Origin of the sequence: Liquorilactobacillus sucicola DSM 21376 = JCM 15457 (assembly GCF_000612445.1) — a bacterium.
Classification (GTDB): Bacteria; Bacillota; Bacilli; order Lactobacillales; family Lactobacillaceae; genus Liquorilactobacillus; species Liquorilactobacillus sucicola.
In genome coordinates, this window is sequence record NZ_BALC01000001.1 from 229,989 (window position 1) to 245,972 (window position 15,984).

At 37.7% G+C, this 15,984-nt stretch carries 12 protein-coding genes, 1 tRNA gene and 1 pseudogene; 4 read left to right on the plus strand and 10 right to left on the minus strand.

What is annotated here, in order from left to right; translation table 11 throughout:
- Positions 1–11 precede the first annotated feature (11 nt).
- Positions 12–99: transfer RNA gene (locus JCM15457_RS01185), tRNA-Ser, on the plus strand.
- Between the two features lie 155 nt (positions 100–254).
- On the opposite strand, the gene JCM15457_RS01190 is transcribed toward JCM15457_RS01185, so the two are convergent.
- Both JCM15457_RS01190 and JCM15457_RS01195 read right to left on the minus strand, forming a co-directional pair.
- Entirely contained in the window at positions 255–893 is a 639-nt protein-coding gene (locus JCM15457_RS01190) for a hypothetical protein (protein WP_152537251.1), read from the minus strand.
- Positions 894–1,586: 693 nt separating this feature from the next.
- Positions 1,587–1,949 (minus strand): DUF2513 domain-containing protein, encoded by a 363-nt coding sequence (locus JCM15457_RS01195; RefSeq protein WP_034986748.1) that lies wholly within the window; start codon positions 1,947–1,949, stop codon positions 1,587–1,589.
- A 503-nt stretch (positions 1,950–2,452) separates the two neighbouring features.
- Between JCM15457_RS01195 and JCM15457_RS12095 the strand changes: the two genes are divergently transcribed.
- Positions 2,453–2,596, plus strand: coding sequence for a hypothetical protein (locus tag JCM15457_RS12095; protein WP_156406584.1), 144 nt, complete (start codon positions 2,453–2,455; stop codon positions 2,594–2,596).
- A 274-nt stretch (positions 2,597–2,870) separates the two neighbouring features.
- Here JCM15457_RS12095 and JCM15457_RS01205 read toward each other — a convergent pair whose 3' ends face one another.
- The 6 genes from JCM15457_RS01205 to JCM15457_RS01230 form a co-directional block, all read right to left on the minus strand.
- Positions 2,871–4,532 carry a putative glycosyltransferase family protein gene (locus JCM15457_RS01205; protein WP_034986750.1) on the minus strand — a complete coding sequence of 554 codons (1,662 nt, stop codon included), beginning with the start codon at positions 4,530–4,532 and terminating at the stop codon, positions 2,871–2,873.
- 22 nt (positions 4,533–4,554) lie between these two features.
- Positions 4,555–5,913 carry a CotH kinase family protein gene (locus JCM15457_RS01210; protein WP_034986751.1) on the minus strand — a complete coding sequence of 453 codons (1,359 nt, stop codon included), beginning with the start codon at positions 5,911–5,913 and terminating at the stop codon, positions 4,555–4,557.
- 26 nt (positions 5,914–5,939) lie between these two features.
- Positions 5,940–6,617: a DUF4956 domain-containing protein gene (locus JCM15457_RS01215; RefSeq protein WP_034986752.1), complete on the minus strand. Its 678-nt coding sequence runs from the start codon at positions 6,615–6,617 to the stop codon at positions 5,940–5,942.
- Positions 6,607–7,344 carry a polyphosphate polymerase domain-containing protein gene (locus JCM15457_RS01220; RefSeq protein ID WP_051993212.1) on the minus strand — a complete coding sequence of 246 codons (738 nt, stop codon included), beginning with the start codon at positions 7,342–7,344 and terminating at the stop codon, positions 6,607–6,609. Before JCM15457_RS01220 ends, JCM15457_RS01215 begins: the two co-directional genes overlap by 11 nt.
- Positions 7,345–7,386: 42 nt before the next feature.
- Positions 7,387–9,978 carry a YfhO family protein gene (locus JCM15457_RS01225; RefSeq protein WP_034986753.1) on the minus strand — a complete coding sequence of 864 codons (2,592 nt, stop codon included), beginning with the start codon at positions 9,976–9,978 and terminating at the stop codon, positions 7,387–7,389.
- Positions 9,979–10,571: 593 nt separating this feature from the next.
- Positions 10,572–11,699 carry a glycoside hydrolase family 3 N-terminal domain-containing protein gene (locus JCM15457_RS01230; protein WP_034986755.1) on the minus strand — a complete coding sequence of 376 codons (1,128 nt, stop codon included), beginning with the start codon at positions 11,697–11,699 and terminating at the stop codon, positions 10,572–10,574.
- A 377-nt stretch (positions 11,700–12,076) separates the two neighbouring features.
- Between JCM15457_RS01230 and JCM15457_RS01235 the strand changes: the two are divergent.
- Together JCM15457_RS01235 and JCM15457_RS01240 are read left to right on the plus strand one after the other, a co-directional pair.
- Positions 12,077–13,449, plus strand: a pseudogene (locus JCM15457_RS01235) (sugar porter family MFS transporter).
- A 93-nt stretch (positions 13,450–13,542) separates the two neighbouring features.
- Positions 13,543–14,298 carry an SDR family NAD(P)-dependent oxidoreductase gene (locus JCM15457_RS01240; RefSeq protein ID WP_034986756.1) on the plus strand — a complete coding sequence of 252 codons (756 nt, stop codon included), beginning with the start codon at positions 13,543–13,545 and terminating at the stop codon, positions 14,296–14,298.
- A 321-nt stretch (positions 14,299–14,619) separates the two neighbouring features.
- Here JCM15457_RS01240 and JCM15457_RS12260 read toward each other — a convergent pair whose 3' ends face one another.
- Positions 14,620–15,126, minus strand: coding sequence for a hypothetical protein (locus JCM15457_RS12260; RefSeq protein WP_235725499.1), 507 nt, complete (start codon positions 15,124–15,126; stop codon positions 14,620–14,622).
- 135 nt (positions 15,127–15,261) lie between these two features.
- Complete coding sequence (locus tag JCM15457_RS12265; RefSeq protein WP_235725501.1) at positions 15,262–15,855, minus strand: YhgE/Pip domain-containing protein; 594 nt, start codon at positions 15,853–15,855, stop codon at positions 15,262–15,264.
- Positions 15,856–15,984 lie beyond the last annotated feature (129 nt).

Sequence of the window (15,984 nt, forward strand, 5' to 3'; positions counted from 1 at the left end):
TTATCGTTGTTGGAGAGTTGGCAGAGTGGTAATGCACCGGACTCGAAATCCGGCGAACCGGTTAATACCGGCGCGCAGGTTCAAATCCTGTACTCTCCTTATTATATGGTCTTAGTAAAATTTACCTAACACAAAAACGTTGATGGTTCGACTTCTTTGAAGTTTAATTCATCAGCGCTTTTTTATTTTTAAAGGCATTATAGTGTGCGTGCTCAAAAACAATTCGTGAATTCATTCTGACCGTATTATGGGGCTCAATATGTAGCATCATTACCGTCATTGGTGTCGGTAGTGTCATTATCAGAATTTTGCTGTTCTAATTTTCGCCCCTGAGCTGTTTCTTGACCATTATGATCAAGGTAGCCCTGGTCCATCATATATTCAGTTTGAATTTCACCAGACATTTTCATAGTATCCGGTGTACTCTTTAAGGCATCATATTCAGACATCCCTTGATGCTGTATTTTATAAGCTACAGGAGACATCCCATATTTATTCAGGAATCCAGTAAGTGTCTTTTCATCATATGAGATAGAAGAACTGCCGCTGCTTGAATATTGAGGTTGCGTAGATTGTGAGCCGGATGAGCTACTGACAGATTGGGAACTTTGCATCTTTAAGCTCGTATCTATATTAGAGCTGGAAGACGCATTTTGTTTATTTGACTTAGATTGTACTTTTGTTTCACTTTGCTCTTGAGATCTGCTCGTAGAATTAATTTTCTTTTTGAGTACAGCATTAGATTTCCGCTTATTATGTTTTTGTTTAGCAACATTAGCAAACTTGGTTTTATTTGCAGAACTGCTCCCAGTACTTGCGGCACTATGATTGCCACAAGCACCTAGCAGAATAGAAGATGCTGTTATTAAACCAAGAAAAAAAGCTTTTTTCATTTAAAAATCCTCCTTGAGTGATGTTGAAATTAAGATATATTAAAAAATACTATATTGTAAAAAATATAATACAGTTTGTGGTTTCGCAATTTAATATAAAAATTCCTGCGGGATAAAAAGTAATTATTACTATTTACAAATTAAAAAAAGAGACTATAATATAACTTGTGGTCTTGGGCTTGGGGACATCTCACAGCTCATAATTACTCCAGGTGACTCATTATCACATTAATTCATTGCAGAGGTTGGGCTAAAAGCTAAATTTTAGCCCAACTTTTTCTATTATTTCAATATAAATGTGTTTCATAGGTCAAAAGCCTCCATTTACCGCTCATGGCACAGTGAAGCACCTGCTATGTCAGTAATTTCGTGTTAGTATTTATATTTACTGCTTTTACACTGCCGAGAATTTAGAAGGTACGACTTGAAGCCTTGAAAATCCACGACCCCAAGTTCGGTCTTGGATAGCTGGAAAAGAACTCCAACTTAACCCAAACACCACTAAGCTTTTCTAGGAACGCCCTCACGTCTAAATGTGTGTAAGCAAACCTGTACTTGTTTTTTTGAGAAGGATTATTTCAGAAAGAGGACGTAGCCCCTCTGAGTTGTGCAATAGGTATGTATAAGCAAGAGATGATTGCTTGAAACCCGATTTATAGCTGTAATACTTGTCCAATTTGTGAAATGGGTGAGTTAATGAAGACGCTTATCGTATTTTAAGGTTAAACGCTGCAGCGTTCGGACAGTGATAGGAGAGTGATGGTCATAAAGAGTTTTATTGATATGGTGAAAAACAGTTTCATCTTTTAAGCTTGTTAATAGATCACAACCGCTAGGTGTTAGTTCACCAATTGAATAATCGACATCACCATTTAAAAGATACTCATTTTCGACTTTGATAAGATTACTTTCATACAACGCCTGAATAGTTTCTGAAATCACTTCCTTAGAATATTTTCCATCAAGTTTAAGATTTCGGCTATTAATATAATGTCCAAAGGGTTTCGCGGCAACAACAAGTAAGATGTCTCGCAAGCAAGCAACATTTAATTCCATGATTAACGCACCTCCCTTTTATATAAATATATAACGAAGTGCACAGTTAGCAAAATATTTAACACTTTTTTATCCATTTTTTTGAGTTAGGTGTTTTTTTGTTTGATATTGGTAAAAAATTTTATTTTTATAACGAAACGAATGAGCAAAACCTTGAACCTAAAAATAGTTAAATTAATCTGAAGTGTTTAAATTATAAAAAAATTTTAAAAGTTGTTGGATTGAAGTCTTTATTTTTAACAAAAACGAGTATATTTGGTAGCATAGTCACTGCTTAAGGATTGTTAATCCTTAAGCAGTATTCAACTGATAGGGGAGGTGGGTCAAAAGACATTTTTGATTCACCTCCTTTTTTAACGCTTTTTATGGAAGTAATGTCTGTTAAAAGACATTTTGTTAATGTTCAGTAAATATTGACCCTAGACCAAACTATGTAGTTAGGGTTCAAGAAAGATTAGTATATCTTTTTGAATGTTAAGAACATTGACAACGAGACCCAAAAAGTGAAGAGTGAGAGAATTCTTGGAGGCCGTGAACTTTATCAAATCATATGCGAAAAGACAGGGGCGAAAAAATGGTGGCCGGCCGATACACATGCTGAGTGGCTTTTTACAGTAGTAAAACCTAAAATATACGTGAAACCTTAAAATGGTTTGTCAATGTAGGTAGGGATACATAAAAATTGCCGCACTCCATTCTGCAGAGCTGCGGCAATTTTTACTGATTATTTAGGATTGAAAAAGTAAAGCGTTTTTGGTGCGTATTTTACTTATGAAGAAGCACAAGGATTTCAGCGCTTGATTGACGAATTTGGAAAAAAGAATCTCAAGAATAGAGTAATTTTTAAGCATAGATTTTTGGGAAAACATGTTGTTTAAGATATAAATAGCACGATTACTATCGATTTGTGTACAGAATAATTTAAATATTCTGTCTGAACATGAACCTAAACCAAAGCACTAAAAACATTGAGATGCTAAGTAATGATAGTAGTGCTGCGGCTTTAAAAGCAGTAGGGACCTGGTAATGAATGGCAACGCTGTTGATATTGGATGGTACGGAAAAAGCAACAGTGCCACGTCGTGAAGTATGACTCGGAAGTTCTACATTTTGGGCCGTTACTACCAAGTTGCCATAATCAAGAAAAGGAACATCTATTTTTTCTTCGTGGTTTGTTGCAGGAAAGTTATAGATAATTCCATCTGGCACTGGTGTTCGCTCCTTAAAAAAATATTTCCGCCCGTTGATTGTTCCTTGATGGCCCTCGATTTGATGCAGATAAGGGTTACTTCTAACAGGCTCATAATCCATATATTTGGTGTGGAGAGTAAGATCTGTGAGTTGATCTTTCGGATATCTTAATGGAGTCTGAGCAGTATAGTTGTAATTGGTAAAAATAGTCACAATGATCATTAGAGCCAAGCAGAATATCTGAAGTTGCCGTTTTTTTAGAAGTGTAAGCCAATCACCTAGACATCCTGCCATAAAAAGATTGACAAAAATAAGTAGACGCCAAGGATGTTGTAGTATTTTGAGTGCAGAATGGTCAAATAGTTGCCATGGGAAAAGAAAAGTACAAAGGAAAAAAGCAATCATTCCACAAACATACATGATTTTTCCAATCTTGCTCAGACTTTTAATGAAGATGGTCCCGATTATAATGGCAGCTAGTATAATAACTCCTAAATTGACCCCATGTGTAGCACTTTTAGGATTGATAACGTTACCTGCACTTAAAGCGATGGCTGCAAACCCTGTCATAGCTTGTTTGCTGAGTGATCCTAGTTTAGGGGAAGTCACACTTATCTTAGCAGCGGTTGTAATCAGCGGCACCAATAGAAAAAGAGTACTTCCTAAAACAACTATGAACACCTTCAGTAAAGCTTTCCAACGCTGTGACCGATGATTCAAGCTAAACGCGCTGCATAAAATGATCAGCAGTGACAAAAAAGCAATAACAACGGTAGATAGAATGTGGCTATAGGCGATTATGATTGCAGACAAGGCAAGCCAATACCAGCGCTGCCAGTCGCCTAGGAGCACTTCATACAATCCAACAGCAAAAAGAGGTAGGCTCATCATAACAAGACATTCACCGAGATCGAAACGAACAACTAAGTTGAAGATAAAGTAACCGCTTAGGCTATATACAATCGCAAAAATAACAGGTCTGCTTAAAGAATTATCATGGTAGGCTATTTCAGAAAAGCGTGCCATTGCAATATGTGCGCAGGTAAAACTTGTAAATAGCAGTATTGTTAAACCTAGATAGACGCTTAAAATCAGATCGGGAATCAAAAGATGCAAAATAGCAAAGGGTAGAAGTGTTAGATAAGGATAAAATGTATTGACTGCCAGACCAATTTGAGAAAAGGCAGTGGTGTTAATAAAAGTAACTGGATGCAGCTGCCGCAAAGTGGCAGTAAGATCTGTTATTCGATTTAAATGGAAGCTTTGATCCCAACCGCCAAAAAATCCGGGAGTTGTGAGTAGTGGGAGCATGATTACGAAACTGAGCAACAGATAAAAAAGGAACAATTTGAAACAGCGAAATTCTCCTTTTTTGAATAATTGTACAAGCATAGTAAACTCCTTTCATAAAAGATCATCTGGTGACTGGAGCAGAATAATTAAAATCAATTCGATGAACATTACGCGTGAAATCAGTGAACAATTGATCGTTTTCGCGGACTTGGTGCTTAACTGATTTTTTCAATTGGTCAAGGTTAGTTATTTTTTTAGATGGGATGCTAGGATTAGCTCTAAAGTTTTCTTGATAGTTGTTTTCGCCAGTGTTCAGCATGAATTGTTCAAATTTATTATTGATCCGTTGCGTTGTAATTACATTTTTGCGCAGAAAATGCCAACGGTCCTCAATTTCCTGTGGGAAGGCTTGTGCGACTAGCTGCAATAAGCGGTTACCCTCACCGCTTTTTAAGTTACCACCGTTAGGATAATTGTGTTGAACTTGTTTTGCAGAAGGATAAAGAAGTTTCCCATTTTCATAAAGACCCCATGTTGCATCCAAGTCATAGGCAACTGGATACCAGTGTTGCTTGTCATCTGTCAGATAGATCATATTACGTCCCGCACCATCCTGATCATGTGTCAAATTAATAAAAATGTAGTAATTGATCAGCATAGGAACGTTCAAGTAATGATGAGCGTTTTCCCTAAAACTGCTGACGGAAGAATCTGAGACAAAACTGACAAAACGATTAACACTCGCTTGTTGTTGGGATGACAAATTGGTGGGGGACAAGGTCTCCCAGTTTTTTTCGTCAAAAATTGGTTTTGACTGATAAAAAAGCGTGTTGCGGTTGTATCCATTAGAACGCACGGCAATGTTTGACGGATCCTTTTTGTCAAGGCCCCAGAGCTTACGTCCCTTATGTGTAGTTAAGGTATACAAGCCGTGATATTCATCATTGATCTTAAGTGTGACTGGGAATCCTTGGATAGCACCATAGTTGTTTTTACTTTGTAACTGATCTGGATGGTGTGGTTCAGTTTTGACGAAATCGGACCAAAGGGCGGAACTGATAATATTGCGTGCACTGGTCGCATCGGTATAATTTGCTTTTAGAACATATTTTGAACTTTTTCTCCAACCATGGTGCAATTTTACGTCCAGCTTATGTTTGCATTTATGCCCAGAATAAAGTGTAATATCATAGTTTTTTTCTGGAAATTTCAAGCTATGCTGTCCTTGAAGTCGGATCTTAGCATAGGCTTTGATTTTCTTTCCATTTGCTGTTTTTAAACGGAATTTGATAACTTTTTTTTGATGTGGTTTAAGCTTAGCCAAGGAACCTTTAAGTTTAACTGCCGGTAAATCAACATTGCTAGAAGCTGATTGTGGTAATTGGCGATTTTGGTGGGTGTATAGCAAACCACCAATTACTAAAAGTGCAAGTGAAGCAAGAATAAAAATAAGCCAATACAGTTTGTTTTTATTTTTCATAGCAGAATAACCTCATTTTGAAATTTTTAGAGTGAAACATGCCGATCAAGATTGTCACTAGTTAAAATAATTTCTAAATTATCGTTGAGTTGACGGAGCTGATCAAGGAATTCTTTTTCGTCAGCTTCTTTTTTTAATTCAATACGGTAACGTGCTTCAAATAATGTTCCTAGATTAACAGTTTTGACAGTTTCAAGTTGGGTATTCTGGGTGTATTTTGCAAAAACATTAGCAAATATGTGCTGATAATCTAGTGTTTCTGGAAATGTGATTTTCAATAATCTCATGTTCTGTTTAGCACTACCGAAATCTATGAAAGTATATAGTAGCATGCTGATAGAAACGACAAAAGTGAAAAAAGCTGCGTAAAGCAAGTAACCGCGTCCGGTTGCTAAGCCGACTGTCATTGCAAAGAAAATAGTTGCCATTTCGCGCGCGTTTCCTGGAGCAGATCTGAAACGAACAAGACTGAACGCACCAGCTACGGTAATTCCAGCTCCAAGGTTTCCATGAACAATCATAATTACCGACTGAACCATTGTTGGAAGTAAGGCGACTGCAAAAATAAAGTTCTTGGAATAGTCGTTTTTATACATGTGAACAATAGCAATCAAAAGTCCTAGAAGAAGAGTCACAATCATAGTGACGACGACTTGCTGGAAAGTTACTAAGTGATGTTTTGTTCCTAAATAGCTAATGAGCATATTGAAATTCCTCCTTAAGTAAGCCATATTTATAGGCCATTCCATATTTCGAAAAGGGGCGTGGACGCAGACCGAGTTCTGAAAATATTTTACTCCAAGAATAAGGTATTGCTTGCAGTACTTTTATTTCCATAACAACGGTGCCTGGTTCAAGTAGCAAATGTTGTTGTTTAGCAGCAGTCACTTTCTGCCAGCGGATGTTTTCATCGAAAGTCACACGAATGGAGTGATCTAGTACACCATAACAAGCAGTCCGTTCGTAACTGATTTCGGTTTGATTGACTAAAGGCCAGTGATCAACAAAAGTCGTTATTTCTGAAAAACCAGACTGATTTTGGCAAAACTGCGGTAAATGTTGCTGTTGTTCCATATAACTGAGTGCAGATAGTTTAGAACTGCTGATACGTCTTTTATAAGTTATGCCACTCAGCTTTTTTTTGAGCTCAAGGTAGGCAGGTGATGTCAATGTTGTTTGACCATAAGTACGCAAACGCAATTTTTCACGAAAACTTTGTTTTGTCAGCTGTTTGCGAGCAAAAAAATAGTCTTGGGTGTCGTAGTAGATGGAACGGATAGTTTGACTGCCGTATTGATCGACTTGCAATGTCGGTCGCAGTTTTTCTTTAAGAAGCTGGTATTGAAACGGTGTCAGAAGATATTTCTGCTCAACGCGTTTAAAAGTTGCCTGGAATGCTCTGCTTTTAGGTAAAGCATTAGATGTAGTCAATTTAATTCTCCCCCTAAATCTAAGTTATGATTTCAATGATTATTAATAGGAATACCGCTGCTCATAGAACAAGGTAGCTATATAAAGCAGCAAGCCAATACCTGAAAGAAAGATTCCACTAATGAAACCAGGTGAGCGGTAGTTTAGTTCAACGTAATTTTTTCCTTTAGCGATCGGCATGACAATAAATCCCCCCAATCCTTTTTGAATTTTAACTGACCGGTGATTGACGTAAGCATGCCAGCCTTTTTCGTATGGAATAGAGAGTAAAAGGCTTTTCTTGCCGGCAGTGCCTGTAACCTTGCCAGATAAAGCATGACTACTAATTTTTTGAAGATGAAAATGCTGCTCATACATTTGGTTCATCGCTTTATCGAATTGAATAGTGTTCAAAACACGTAACTGCTGTGCATTGTCCCAATGTAAGGAATTTGTTGCGACAGAAAGATGAACTATTTGATTCTTATGAAAATTACCAAGTGAACAAATCATGCGTTGACCTCGATTATCAACAGGTGGTTTCTTGGAACTTTTGTTAACTTGAAGAGTATTTAGGTCAGCGGCTGCATCTTGTGAGTAATAATATAAGGGGCCATCCGCCGTTGTCTTCAGTGTGAGTTCATGGCGGTACTTTCCCGCAGAGCTTTTGACCCCATCATGAATTTTTAGTAATTTAACGTGCTTAAAGTAAGGTTCAGATGAAGGTGCAAAATTCTGCAAGATTCTCTCTTGATTCTTTAAAGCTTGGTATTGTGGTAACTTCAGCTTTAAAATACCTGCTGGAACAGCAGCTCCAACACCAAAGAACGTCGGATTTACTTTTAGTTGAGAACTGGTGTTGCTTAGTTTTAGTTCGTTCTGAATACTTAACAGACTGCGTGTTAATTCTGTTCCGCCAACAAAACTTATCCGGCGAGGATTGACACTCAGGTAGCCTAAAGCTTCCAAAGTCTGTCTTTCTTCCTTATTTAATGTTGAACTGTAGAAGCTAATCCCATAGTAATGAAAGAGTAATGCGTCATTATAGTAGTTATATTTTTCATGATAGGCATTCCTAAAAGAGGTATCTCTAACTACTGTTCGACCATAGGAACGTGCACAATTATTATGTTTTAAGTTTGCAAGTTGATGCTGTTTAGCGCAATAATTCGAAACATAGTTATGCTGGTTGCCAAAGGGAGTTCCCACCATACTTAAAGTGAAATTAAGCATAAGTTCAATGCAGGTTAGACCGATTAGCAAGGTGTCCGCTTTTTTCAGAGGTAATTTGAACAGAAAAAACCAGCTGAGAATGTAGAAACCTATACTTAATGAGAAATACAACCAATTTTTACCTGTCAGAATACTTGCATGTGCCAGAATCTTTGAAAATCGTTCATTCAGAATACTCTTCCAGATAAAACCAATGAATAACCCTGTAAGAGGGATGCAAAGAGTTATTCGTTTTTGAAAAACTGTCAGCGAATTACGTGGCACATACTGTACTGAGCGATAGGCAATATAAACGGCAAAGAATGTAAAGAACAAAGCATTACGGAACGGAAAACCAGCAGGATGCTGAAATAAGTGCCATATCGTATTGAAACAATTGACCCACATTCCTAGAAACAAAGTAAGCAATACAGCCGCTGTCCGCTTCTTGTCGGCGATATCCACACGCTTATTAAGAAAAAAAGCGATAATCAGCAAGAAAATACAACTTCCGCTAAAGAGTGCAGGTCCATGGCTTAAGCGTGAGCTGTAATTATTTGCCCCTAAACCTAACTGATTCAGGCTTTCAGGTCCAAAGGTCGGCATCAAATTATAATTAGACCATTTAAAAATTGCTTTATCGGTTGCCAGCATTCCCAGAATTGATGGCAATAAGATGAACATACTTGAAAGAGCTGCTAAAAGGGAAGTCAGAATAAAATGCAATATAAGCTTTTTTTGACGTTTGAGAAAACTGCTACTGCCCTCACTGGTGCAATATTGAAATGAAAGCTGATATACAAAATAAATTACAGCAAAAAGGCAGGCCATGTAGCCCAAGTAGTAATTAGTAATGATTATTGCCAATAAAGAAATGAAGTACAGCTTAGAGGTATGTCTCTGGATCAAACGATCAAGCCCAGCGCAGACTAGCGGCAATAAAAGAAGTGCATCAAGCCACATAAGCGTGTAGTATACCGAAGCTACCCAACTTGAAAGTGCATAGGCAGTTGAGAAAAGCAGAAGTGGTGGATTTTTTTTATATTGCAGAGGTGAAGCAGAAAGAAAATAAGCCATCGTCAGCCCGCTTAAACTGATTTTTAGAACTATGAGCCAAGCAATTGCAGTTGGCATTTGCGAAGGCGGGAAAAAAACAACTAGTATGTTAAGTGGGCTCATCAAATAGTAAGCATACGTAGGCAATGTGTTGCTGCCTAAGCCTAAACTATAAGAATATTGACTGAAGTTATGCTGTAGAATATCGTGCCGCAAACTTGTTAGAAAAACGTTATACTGTGTTCCAACATCGCTAAAAAGCAGATTACGGTTGCCGAAAGGTGTCAGCTGCTGGTCTATAAAGAGAACCAGCATAATTGCAAATGGAATAAAAAATGCTAAGAGCAGTAATTGTTGTTGTCTATGTGAACGAAAATAACTTGGCATAACGATTTAAGTGCTCCTCAAAAAAATTTATGGTAGCTTGGTCTGCAAGATGCTTACCGACAAGAATAGTTTTAAAAGTTTGCAAGACCAAAACTATCAGCAAAATAAAAGAACAGTACTAGCATACACGCTTGCTCCAACTAAAGCAAGTAAGCACTTGAGTGCTATATGTCGAATATAAAGACTATTTCTGGCTACAATACAACAGGTGTCAGTTTCTGAGCATGGGGATAGGCACTTAAATGCTGAAGATGGGCTGTTGAAAGTATTCTTGTATGTAATCTCAAGTCTAGAAACGAAAAGTTGTCCAAGCAACATAAACACGTCAATTCAACAAAAAAGGAACTGGTTCAAAATTAGATATATCTCAAAAGTTGAATTTTGGGGATATTTCTAATTTGAACCAGCTCCTTCCTACGTTTAGTCAAGCCCCTAATCTCTTATTTTTTGAATCTTTGAACTAATGATTGAGGGTTGATTTAATTTATTTGAAGGTTGTAGCTTTTATTATCCTGTATAAGCGTGTTCTGTAGGTTAAAGGTTTGCAAGGCACTTTACTTATGTCACATTATTATTTGAAAATCATGATTTTTTTAGTTGAATTGATAGTTTTGCAACAGCCCAATTTTGCGTTTTAGTTTTAAAAGTTTGTAGACAGAATCATTGATTTGTTTTTCTTTGATATCACCTTTATAGACAGCTTGTTCAATGGCAGGGATTCCTTGTTCATAGTTATTGCTTAGTAATGCATCGTTTCCGGCCTTGACAGCAAGAACATCTGGGATTACGTGATGTTCTTGGCTGTATTTGGTAATTGCCCCCATCCCTAAGTCATCTGTGATGATAACGCCTTTGAAGTTAAGTTTTTTGCGCAAAAGGCGATGAACTTTTGGAGATAGCGAAGCAGGCAGTTGGTCATCGATTCTTTGCATAACGATGTGGGCAATCAGAACGGTGTCAGCCTTACTTTTGATGCCGGATTTAAAGGGAAGAAAGTCGTTTTTTTGGAAATCCTTCAGTGAACGATCTGTACTGCCAAACCCAGTATGGGTGTCAGCAGCAGCACCATAGCCGGGAAAATGTTTCAGACTGGCGACAACATGTTGCCTTTGAATAGCTGGGACAACTTTTGAGATATATTTCGCGGTCGTTTGATAGTTTTGCCCAAGTGTCCGAGCATAAATAAAACTTTGCGGATCATTTGAAACATCGGCGACAGGTGCAAAATTCCAGTTAATACCAAGACTATGCAAAATTTTAGCTGTTTCTGTAGCTTCAGTAATAGTTCCAGCAAGGCCTTTCTTGTTGTATATTTCTTGTGGCGCGGGAAAAACGCGATTCTGAGTCAGTTGTGGATCAGTACTAAGCCGCGAAACTTCTCCACCTTCTTGATCGGTCGCAATAAATAATGGGATTTTGGCGGATGTTTGGAAAGAAGCAAGTTTTTCTTTGAATTGTTCAACATTTTGGTTTTGAAAATCGCTTCCGAAGAGTACGATTCCGCCTAAATGATAGTTGCTGACAGCTGCTTGAGTTTTAGCAGGCTCTGCGGGACTGGGGGTTATATACATTTGACCAATTTTTTCAGTGAGTGGCATTTTTTTAACCATTTGCTTGAGTTGAGTATCAGTAGGATTAATTGTTTTTGCACACACTTGGATAGAGAATGTCATTTCTAGCAGCATTGCTAGGGTTAGCACACATAGAAATATTTTTTTCATTGCAGGTTTTACCTCTTTTGTTAAATCATTTATAGTACAAGTTCCATTATATATTTTTTTAACCAAGACTGATAGGTGGATAAACATAACACTGGTCAAAACAATGTGCAGGTTTTAAACTGACAAAAAGCTTCTGTAGACTCCTTTTTGATAATTAACACTATAATAGTAGTGTAGTGACTTTCCTAAAATTACATAAAGCTCTAAAAATTTCTAGAGGGACTGCGAGTAATTGGCTAGATACTATTAGAATAAATTCATGCAGAAAGATGGTGATCATTGTTTGCTATAAGGGCCTTATGGATGAAGTGACAGGTGAGTTAACGCTGCCGCAATTTTAAGAAGCAAGTCACAAAAATTATGAGGTGAGAGAATTTATGCAGGAACACAGGTTAACGAGAATAGGAGACTCATTTTTAAAATATGCATCTTCTGTGATTGCATTAGGTGGATTTCTTTTCGGGTACGACACGGGTGTAATCAACGGAGCACTCTCTTTTTTGAGTCAGCCGGATCAATTGAATTTGAGTTCAGCACAGCAAGGAATAGTTTCGAGCTCTCTAATTATCGGTTGCTGTATCGGTGCTCTGTTGAGCGGCCGGTTAGCGGATAGAATCGGTAGAAAAGCTACCTTGCAATGGGTAGCGATTATTTTCACTATAGCGACACTTGGCTGCTCCTTTGCTTTAACAAGCGGCATGCTAATAGTTTTCAGGGCTGTTTTAGGAGTGTCAGTTGGTTGTGCTTCTGACCTAGCACCAATGTATTTAGCTGAGATTTCTCCCAGCGAATGGCGCTCACAGAATGTTAATAAAAATGCTGTGGCAATTGTTATCGGGCAATTGAGTGCATTTGCAATTAATGCCGTTTTAGGAAATATCTGGGAAGATTGGGGACCGATTTGGCGTGTGATGATGGGTGTGGCTGCTTTGCCAGCATTCTTGCTATGGCTATTGTCTTTCGATTTGCCCCAAAGTCCGAAGTGGCAATTGTTAAATAATTCATTAACACAAGCAAAGAAAAATTTTAGAAAATTAGGATTTCCTAAGGTTGATATTCAAAAGAACTTGATTCGTGCAAAAGAAATGGTCAAGACTGAACAAGACAACTTGAATATCAAAGAAATCTTCAGTAACAAAGGCTTAGTATACCTTTTGCTTGCTGGTATTACTATCGGGTTTATTCAACAACTTTCTGGCGTCAACGCATTATGTATTATGGGACTGTGTTACTGGAAAAAGTAGGTATGAGCAGAGGAATGTCACTCTATAGTAATATTCTTGTTGGAGTAATATCAACAGTAGCGACGCTTTTAGGAACGCGATTAATAGTTAAGCATAACCACCAGCGAATGCTAGGAGTAGGCTTGCTAGGCAATGCTGTTTGTTTGGGATTGCTGACAGTTGTTTTGCAAGGCAACTTTTTTTCAAACACAGGAACAAATATTGCTGTTTTACTGCTGCTAGCTTTCTTCTTAGCAGTTCAACAAGGAATTGTAAGTCCTGTAACGTGGCTGCTTCTATCTGAAATCTTCCCGCAACAAATCAAAGCTCGTTTTATGGCTATTTCAACGACAGTCATTTGGCTGACCAATTTTACGATTAGTCTACTCTGTCCGATTTTGTTAGGAAGTTTTGGAACGGCTAATTTGTTTCTGACTTTCACTTGCAGCAATATTTTTTGTGTTTGTTTGACATTCCTTATTTTGAAGCCGCACTGGCTGAAAATATCTTTTAAGCGGGTAAAATAGTGTAAAGTTAAATGTTAAGATACCGCATTAAGCAAATTAAGTCCTGCACATAGTGTATACTAAGAAAAGAGCAAAGTTGAGGGGGTTTTATATTTGAAAACAGTTGTTGTCACAGGGGCAGCTTCAGGCATGGGGCTTAGTACCTCCAAGTTGTTTTTGGAGAAGGGCTGGCAGGTTATCCTAGCCGATTTTAATCAGGCGGCCGGTGAAAAGATTGCTTTTGATTTGAGTAAACATTATTCAAATGAACGAGTACTTTTTCATAAAACTAATGTTGCAGAAGCAGCCTCTGTCAAATCTTTAAGAGAAGCTGCCAAGGAAAAATTTGGCACTGTTGATACAGTTGTGAATAATGCTGGTATATTCACCAAAGGAGCGTTGCACGAGGTTTCAGAAAAAGCTTGGGACCGTATTATGGCAGTTGACGTAAAATCCATTTTTTTAATGACAAAATATTTTGTGCCAGACATGATTGCACAGAAATACGGCACGATTGTTAATACAGCTTCCATCTCCGGTTTGACCGGTGATTATAATATGGCAGCATACAATGCCGCTAAGGGTGCGGTTGTTAACTTAGTGCGCGCAATGGCATTGGATTATGGCAAGTACAATATTCGCGTAAATAACGTTGCACCAGGGCCAACTAATACCCCAATGTTTCAAGCTAATCCCCAGTCTGTCATTGATAAATTCAAAAAGGCTAGTCCGCTTGGAAGGCTAGTCGAACCAGATGAAATTGCGGAGACGATTTATTTTTTGGCATCTGAAAATTCTCGTTCGATTACAGGTCAAAACATTTCAGTTTCAACTGGTTATGAAATATATAGTGGGCAACCAGTACAGTAAATTTTAAATGAAGTGATGTGCTGATTATCGGTTGGTACAAAAGTGTGCAGGGTAAGTATGTTAATAGTTGAAGTAAAAAAAGAGGCTGAGTCAATATAATTTTTGACTCAGTCTCTTTCTTGCCCACTAATAATTATTTTACAAGTTTGACAGGAGTGAAACCGTGTAACTAGGGGATGTTACGGGGATTGAAGGATTGTCATCTTGTAAAATAATTAAAACATAGTTTAACGTCATTGCGGACAAGTTAGGAAAGACTTGCAATACTTTATTCATTTTTTGTAATTAATTATGTGCGGTATAGTTTTTTAATAGCATTTCTTAGTCGGTGGGTTTAGGCCCAAACTTTTTATAAGTTTTACACCCGACAACAACCAGATGAGCGGCAATTGCGGCTAAGCCGAGCAGAATCAAAGATAAAATTAATCTGTTATTGCTGGGACCACCATATAGAAGGTTAAAATCAGCTTGAATAGTATAGAAGCACGGGGACACTTTGCTCATAATTTTAAAGAAATTTGGAAGAATTATTTGTGGAATCAGTCCTGCACCGGAAACTACTTGAATCAACATAAAAGGCATGTTAATTAAAATGCCTAGTTGCCCTAGAATGAGGGTGAAAATAAAGTTAACATTTAGTGCAGTAAATAGCTCAACACCATGAACAACCCAGAGGTGTAAGAAAGCTTGTGTATCAAACCCATTCAGGTGTTTAGCTAAACTGAGTACGATTGGTGGCGCAATAACGGCAAGCAAAATGATTGATACCTCTGAAAGTGCGTAAGATTTCCATTTGCCGATAGTCCTTATAAACTCGTTATAAGTCATATAGAGAATCATGCTCCAATCATTGAGCCAATGTAAAAGGCTATTGAAAGGAAGAAGGGCGCCATGCTGTGATTCATACCAGTTGGAACTTTATTGACTTTTTTAATCTTGTAACCAACAGTATTACCGACTTTTTTATACATGCTTGCAGCCGATTTCATAACGGCTTCGCTTTGCTGTTGAGCTTTTCCCTGAATTGCTGCGGAAGCAGCAGGATTGCTTTTTGACTTCTTGCTCAGCTTGTTTTTGCAGAGTCAACAATTGACTCTTAGTAAATAATGCTTGCCCAGAGGCCAAGTTCACTTTATTTTTGATAGATGCACCAACGAGGTTAGCTGTACTTTCCATTGCAGTAACAGCTGTTGCGGGATTTGATTCGTTTATCCAAAACTTTAAATTCGTGTCTTGCCGCTGCTTGACAATATCAGAATGAAAATTTTGGGGTATTTGGATAATCATATAGACATCCCTATTTTTTAGTTTTCTCTGTGCTTGCTTTATACTATATTGCGTTCTGATATGATGAAAGGGCAAATCACTTTTTAGCTGTTTTTTTAGACTGCGGCTTTGAGTGTCCTCATTGACAATTGCGACAGGTAGATCCTTAACCTTATGTGGAATTGCTTTGTAGCCTGAAAAATATGTTCCAATCATTACTAATCCATAAAACAAAATCATAATCAAAGCTCCAAGTGTACCTTTACTTAGCAAAAATTTGCGTGCATTCATTCATTATTCCTCCCTGTTTGCTATGGAGATAAGATAACACTTTCGTTCATTGCATGCAAGTGTTCGCTTGCAATTGTTTTAGAAAAATCTATGTTTTTAAGAAAACATCATCGAATATGACATTTAAGC

What these genes read in the sequence shown, in the direction of transcription:
- JCM15457_RS01190 (WP_152537251.1), bottom strand. Translation starts at nt 893, where the DNA reads ATGAAAAAAGCTTTTTTTCTTGGTTTAATAACAGCATCTTCTATTCTG.
- JCM15457_RS01195 (WP_034986748.1), bottom strand. Translation starts at nt 1,949, where the DNA reads ATGGAATTAAATGTTGCTTGCTTGCGAGACATCTTACTTGTTGTTGCC.
- JCM15457_RS01205 (WP_034986750.1), bottom strand. Translation starts at nt 4,532, where the DNA reads ATGCTTGTACAATTATTCAAAAAAGGAGAATTTCGCTGTTTCAAATTG.
- JCM15457_RS01210 (WP_034986751.1), bottom strand. Translation starts at nt 5,913, where the DNA reads ATGAAAAATAAAAACAAACTGTATTGGCTTATTTTTATTCTTGCTTCA.
- JCM15457_RS01215 (WP_034986752.1), bottom strand. Translation starts at nt 6,617, where the DNA reads ATGCTCATTAGCTATTTAGGAACAAAACATCACTTAGTAACTTTCCAG.
- JCM15457_RS01225 (WP_034986753.1), bottom strand. Translation starts at nt 9,978, where the DNA reads ATGCCAAGTTATTTTCGTTCACATAGACAACAACAATTACTGCTCTTA.
- JCM15457_RS01230 (WP_034986755.1), bottom strand. Translation starts at nt 11,699, where the DNA reads ATGAAAAAAATATTTCTATGTGTGCTAACCCTAGCAATGCTGCTAGAA.
- JCM15457_RS12260 (WP_235725499.1), bottom strand. Translation starts at nt 15,126, where the DNA reads ATGACTTATAACGAGTTTATAAGGACTATCGGCAAATGGAAATCTTAC.
- JCM15457_RS12265 (WP_235725501.1), bottom strand. Translation starts at nt 15,855, where the DNA reads ATGAATGCACGCAAATTTTTGCTAAGTAAAGGTACACTTGGAGCTTTG.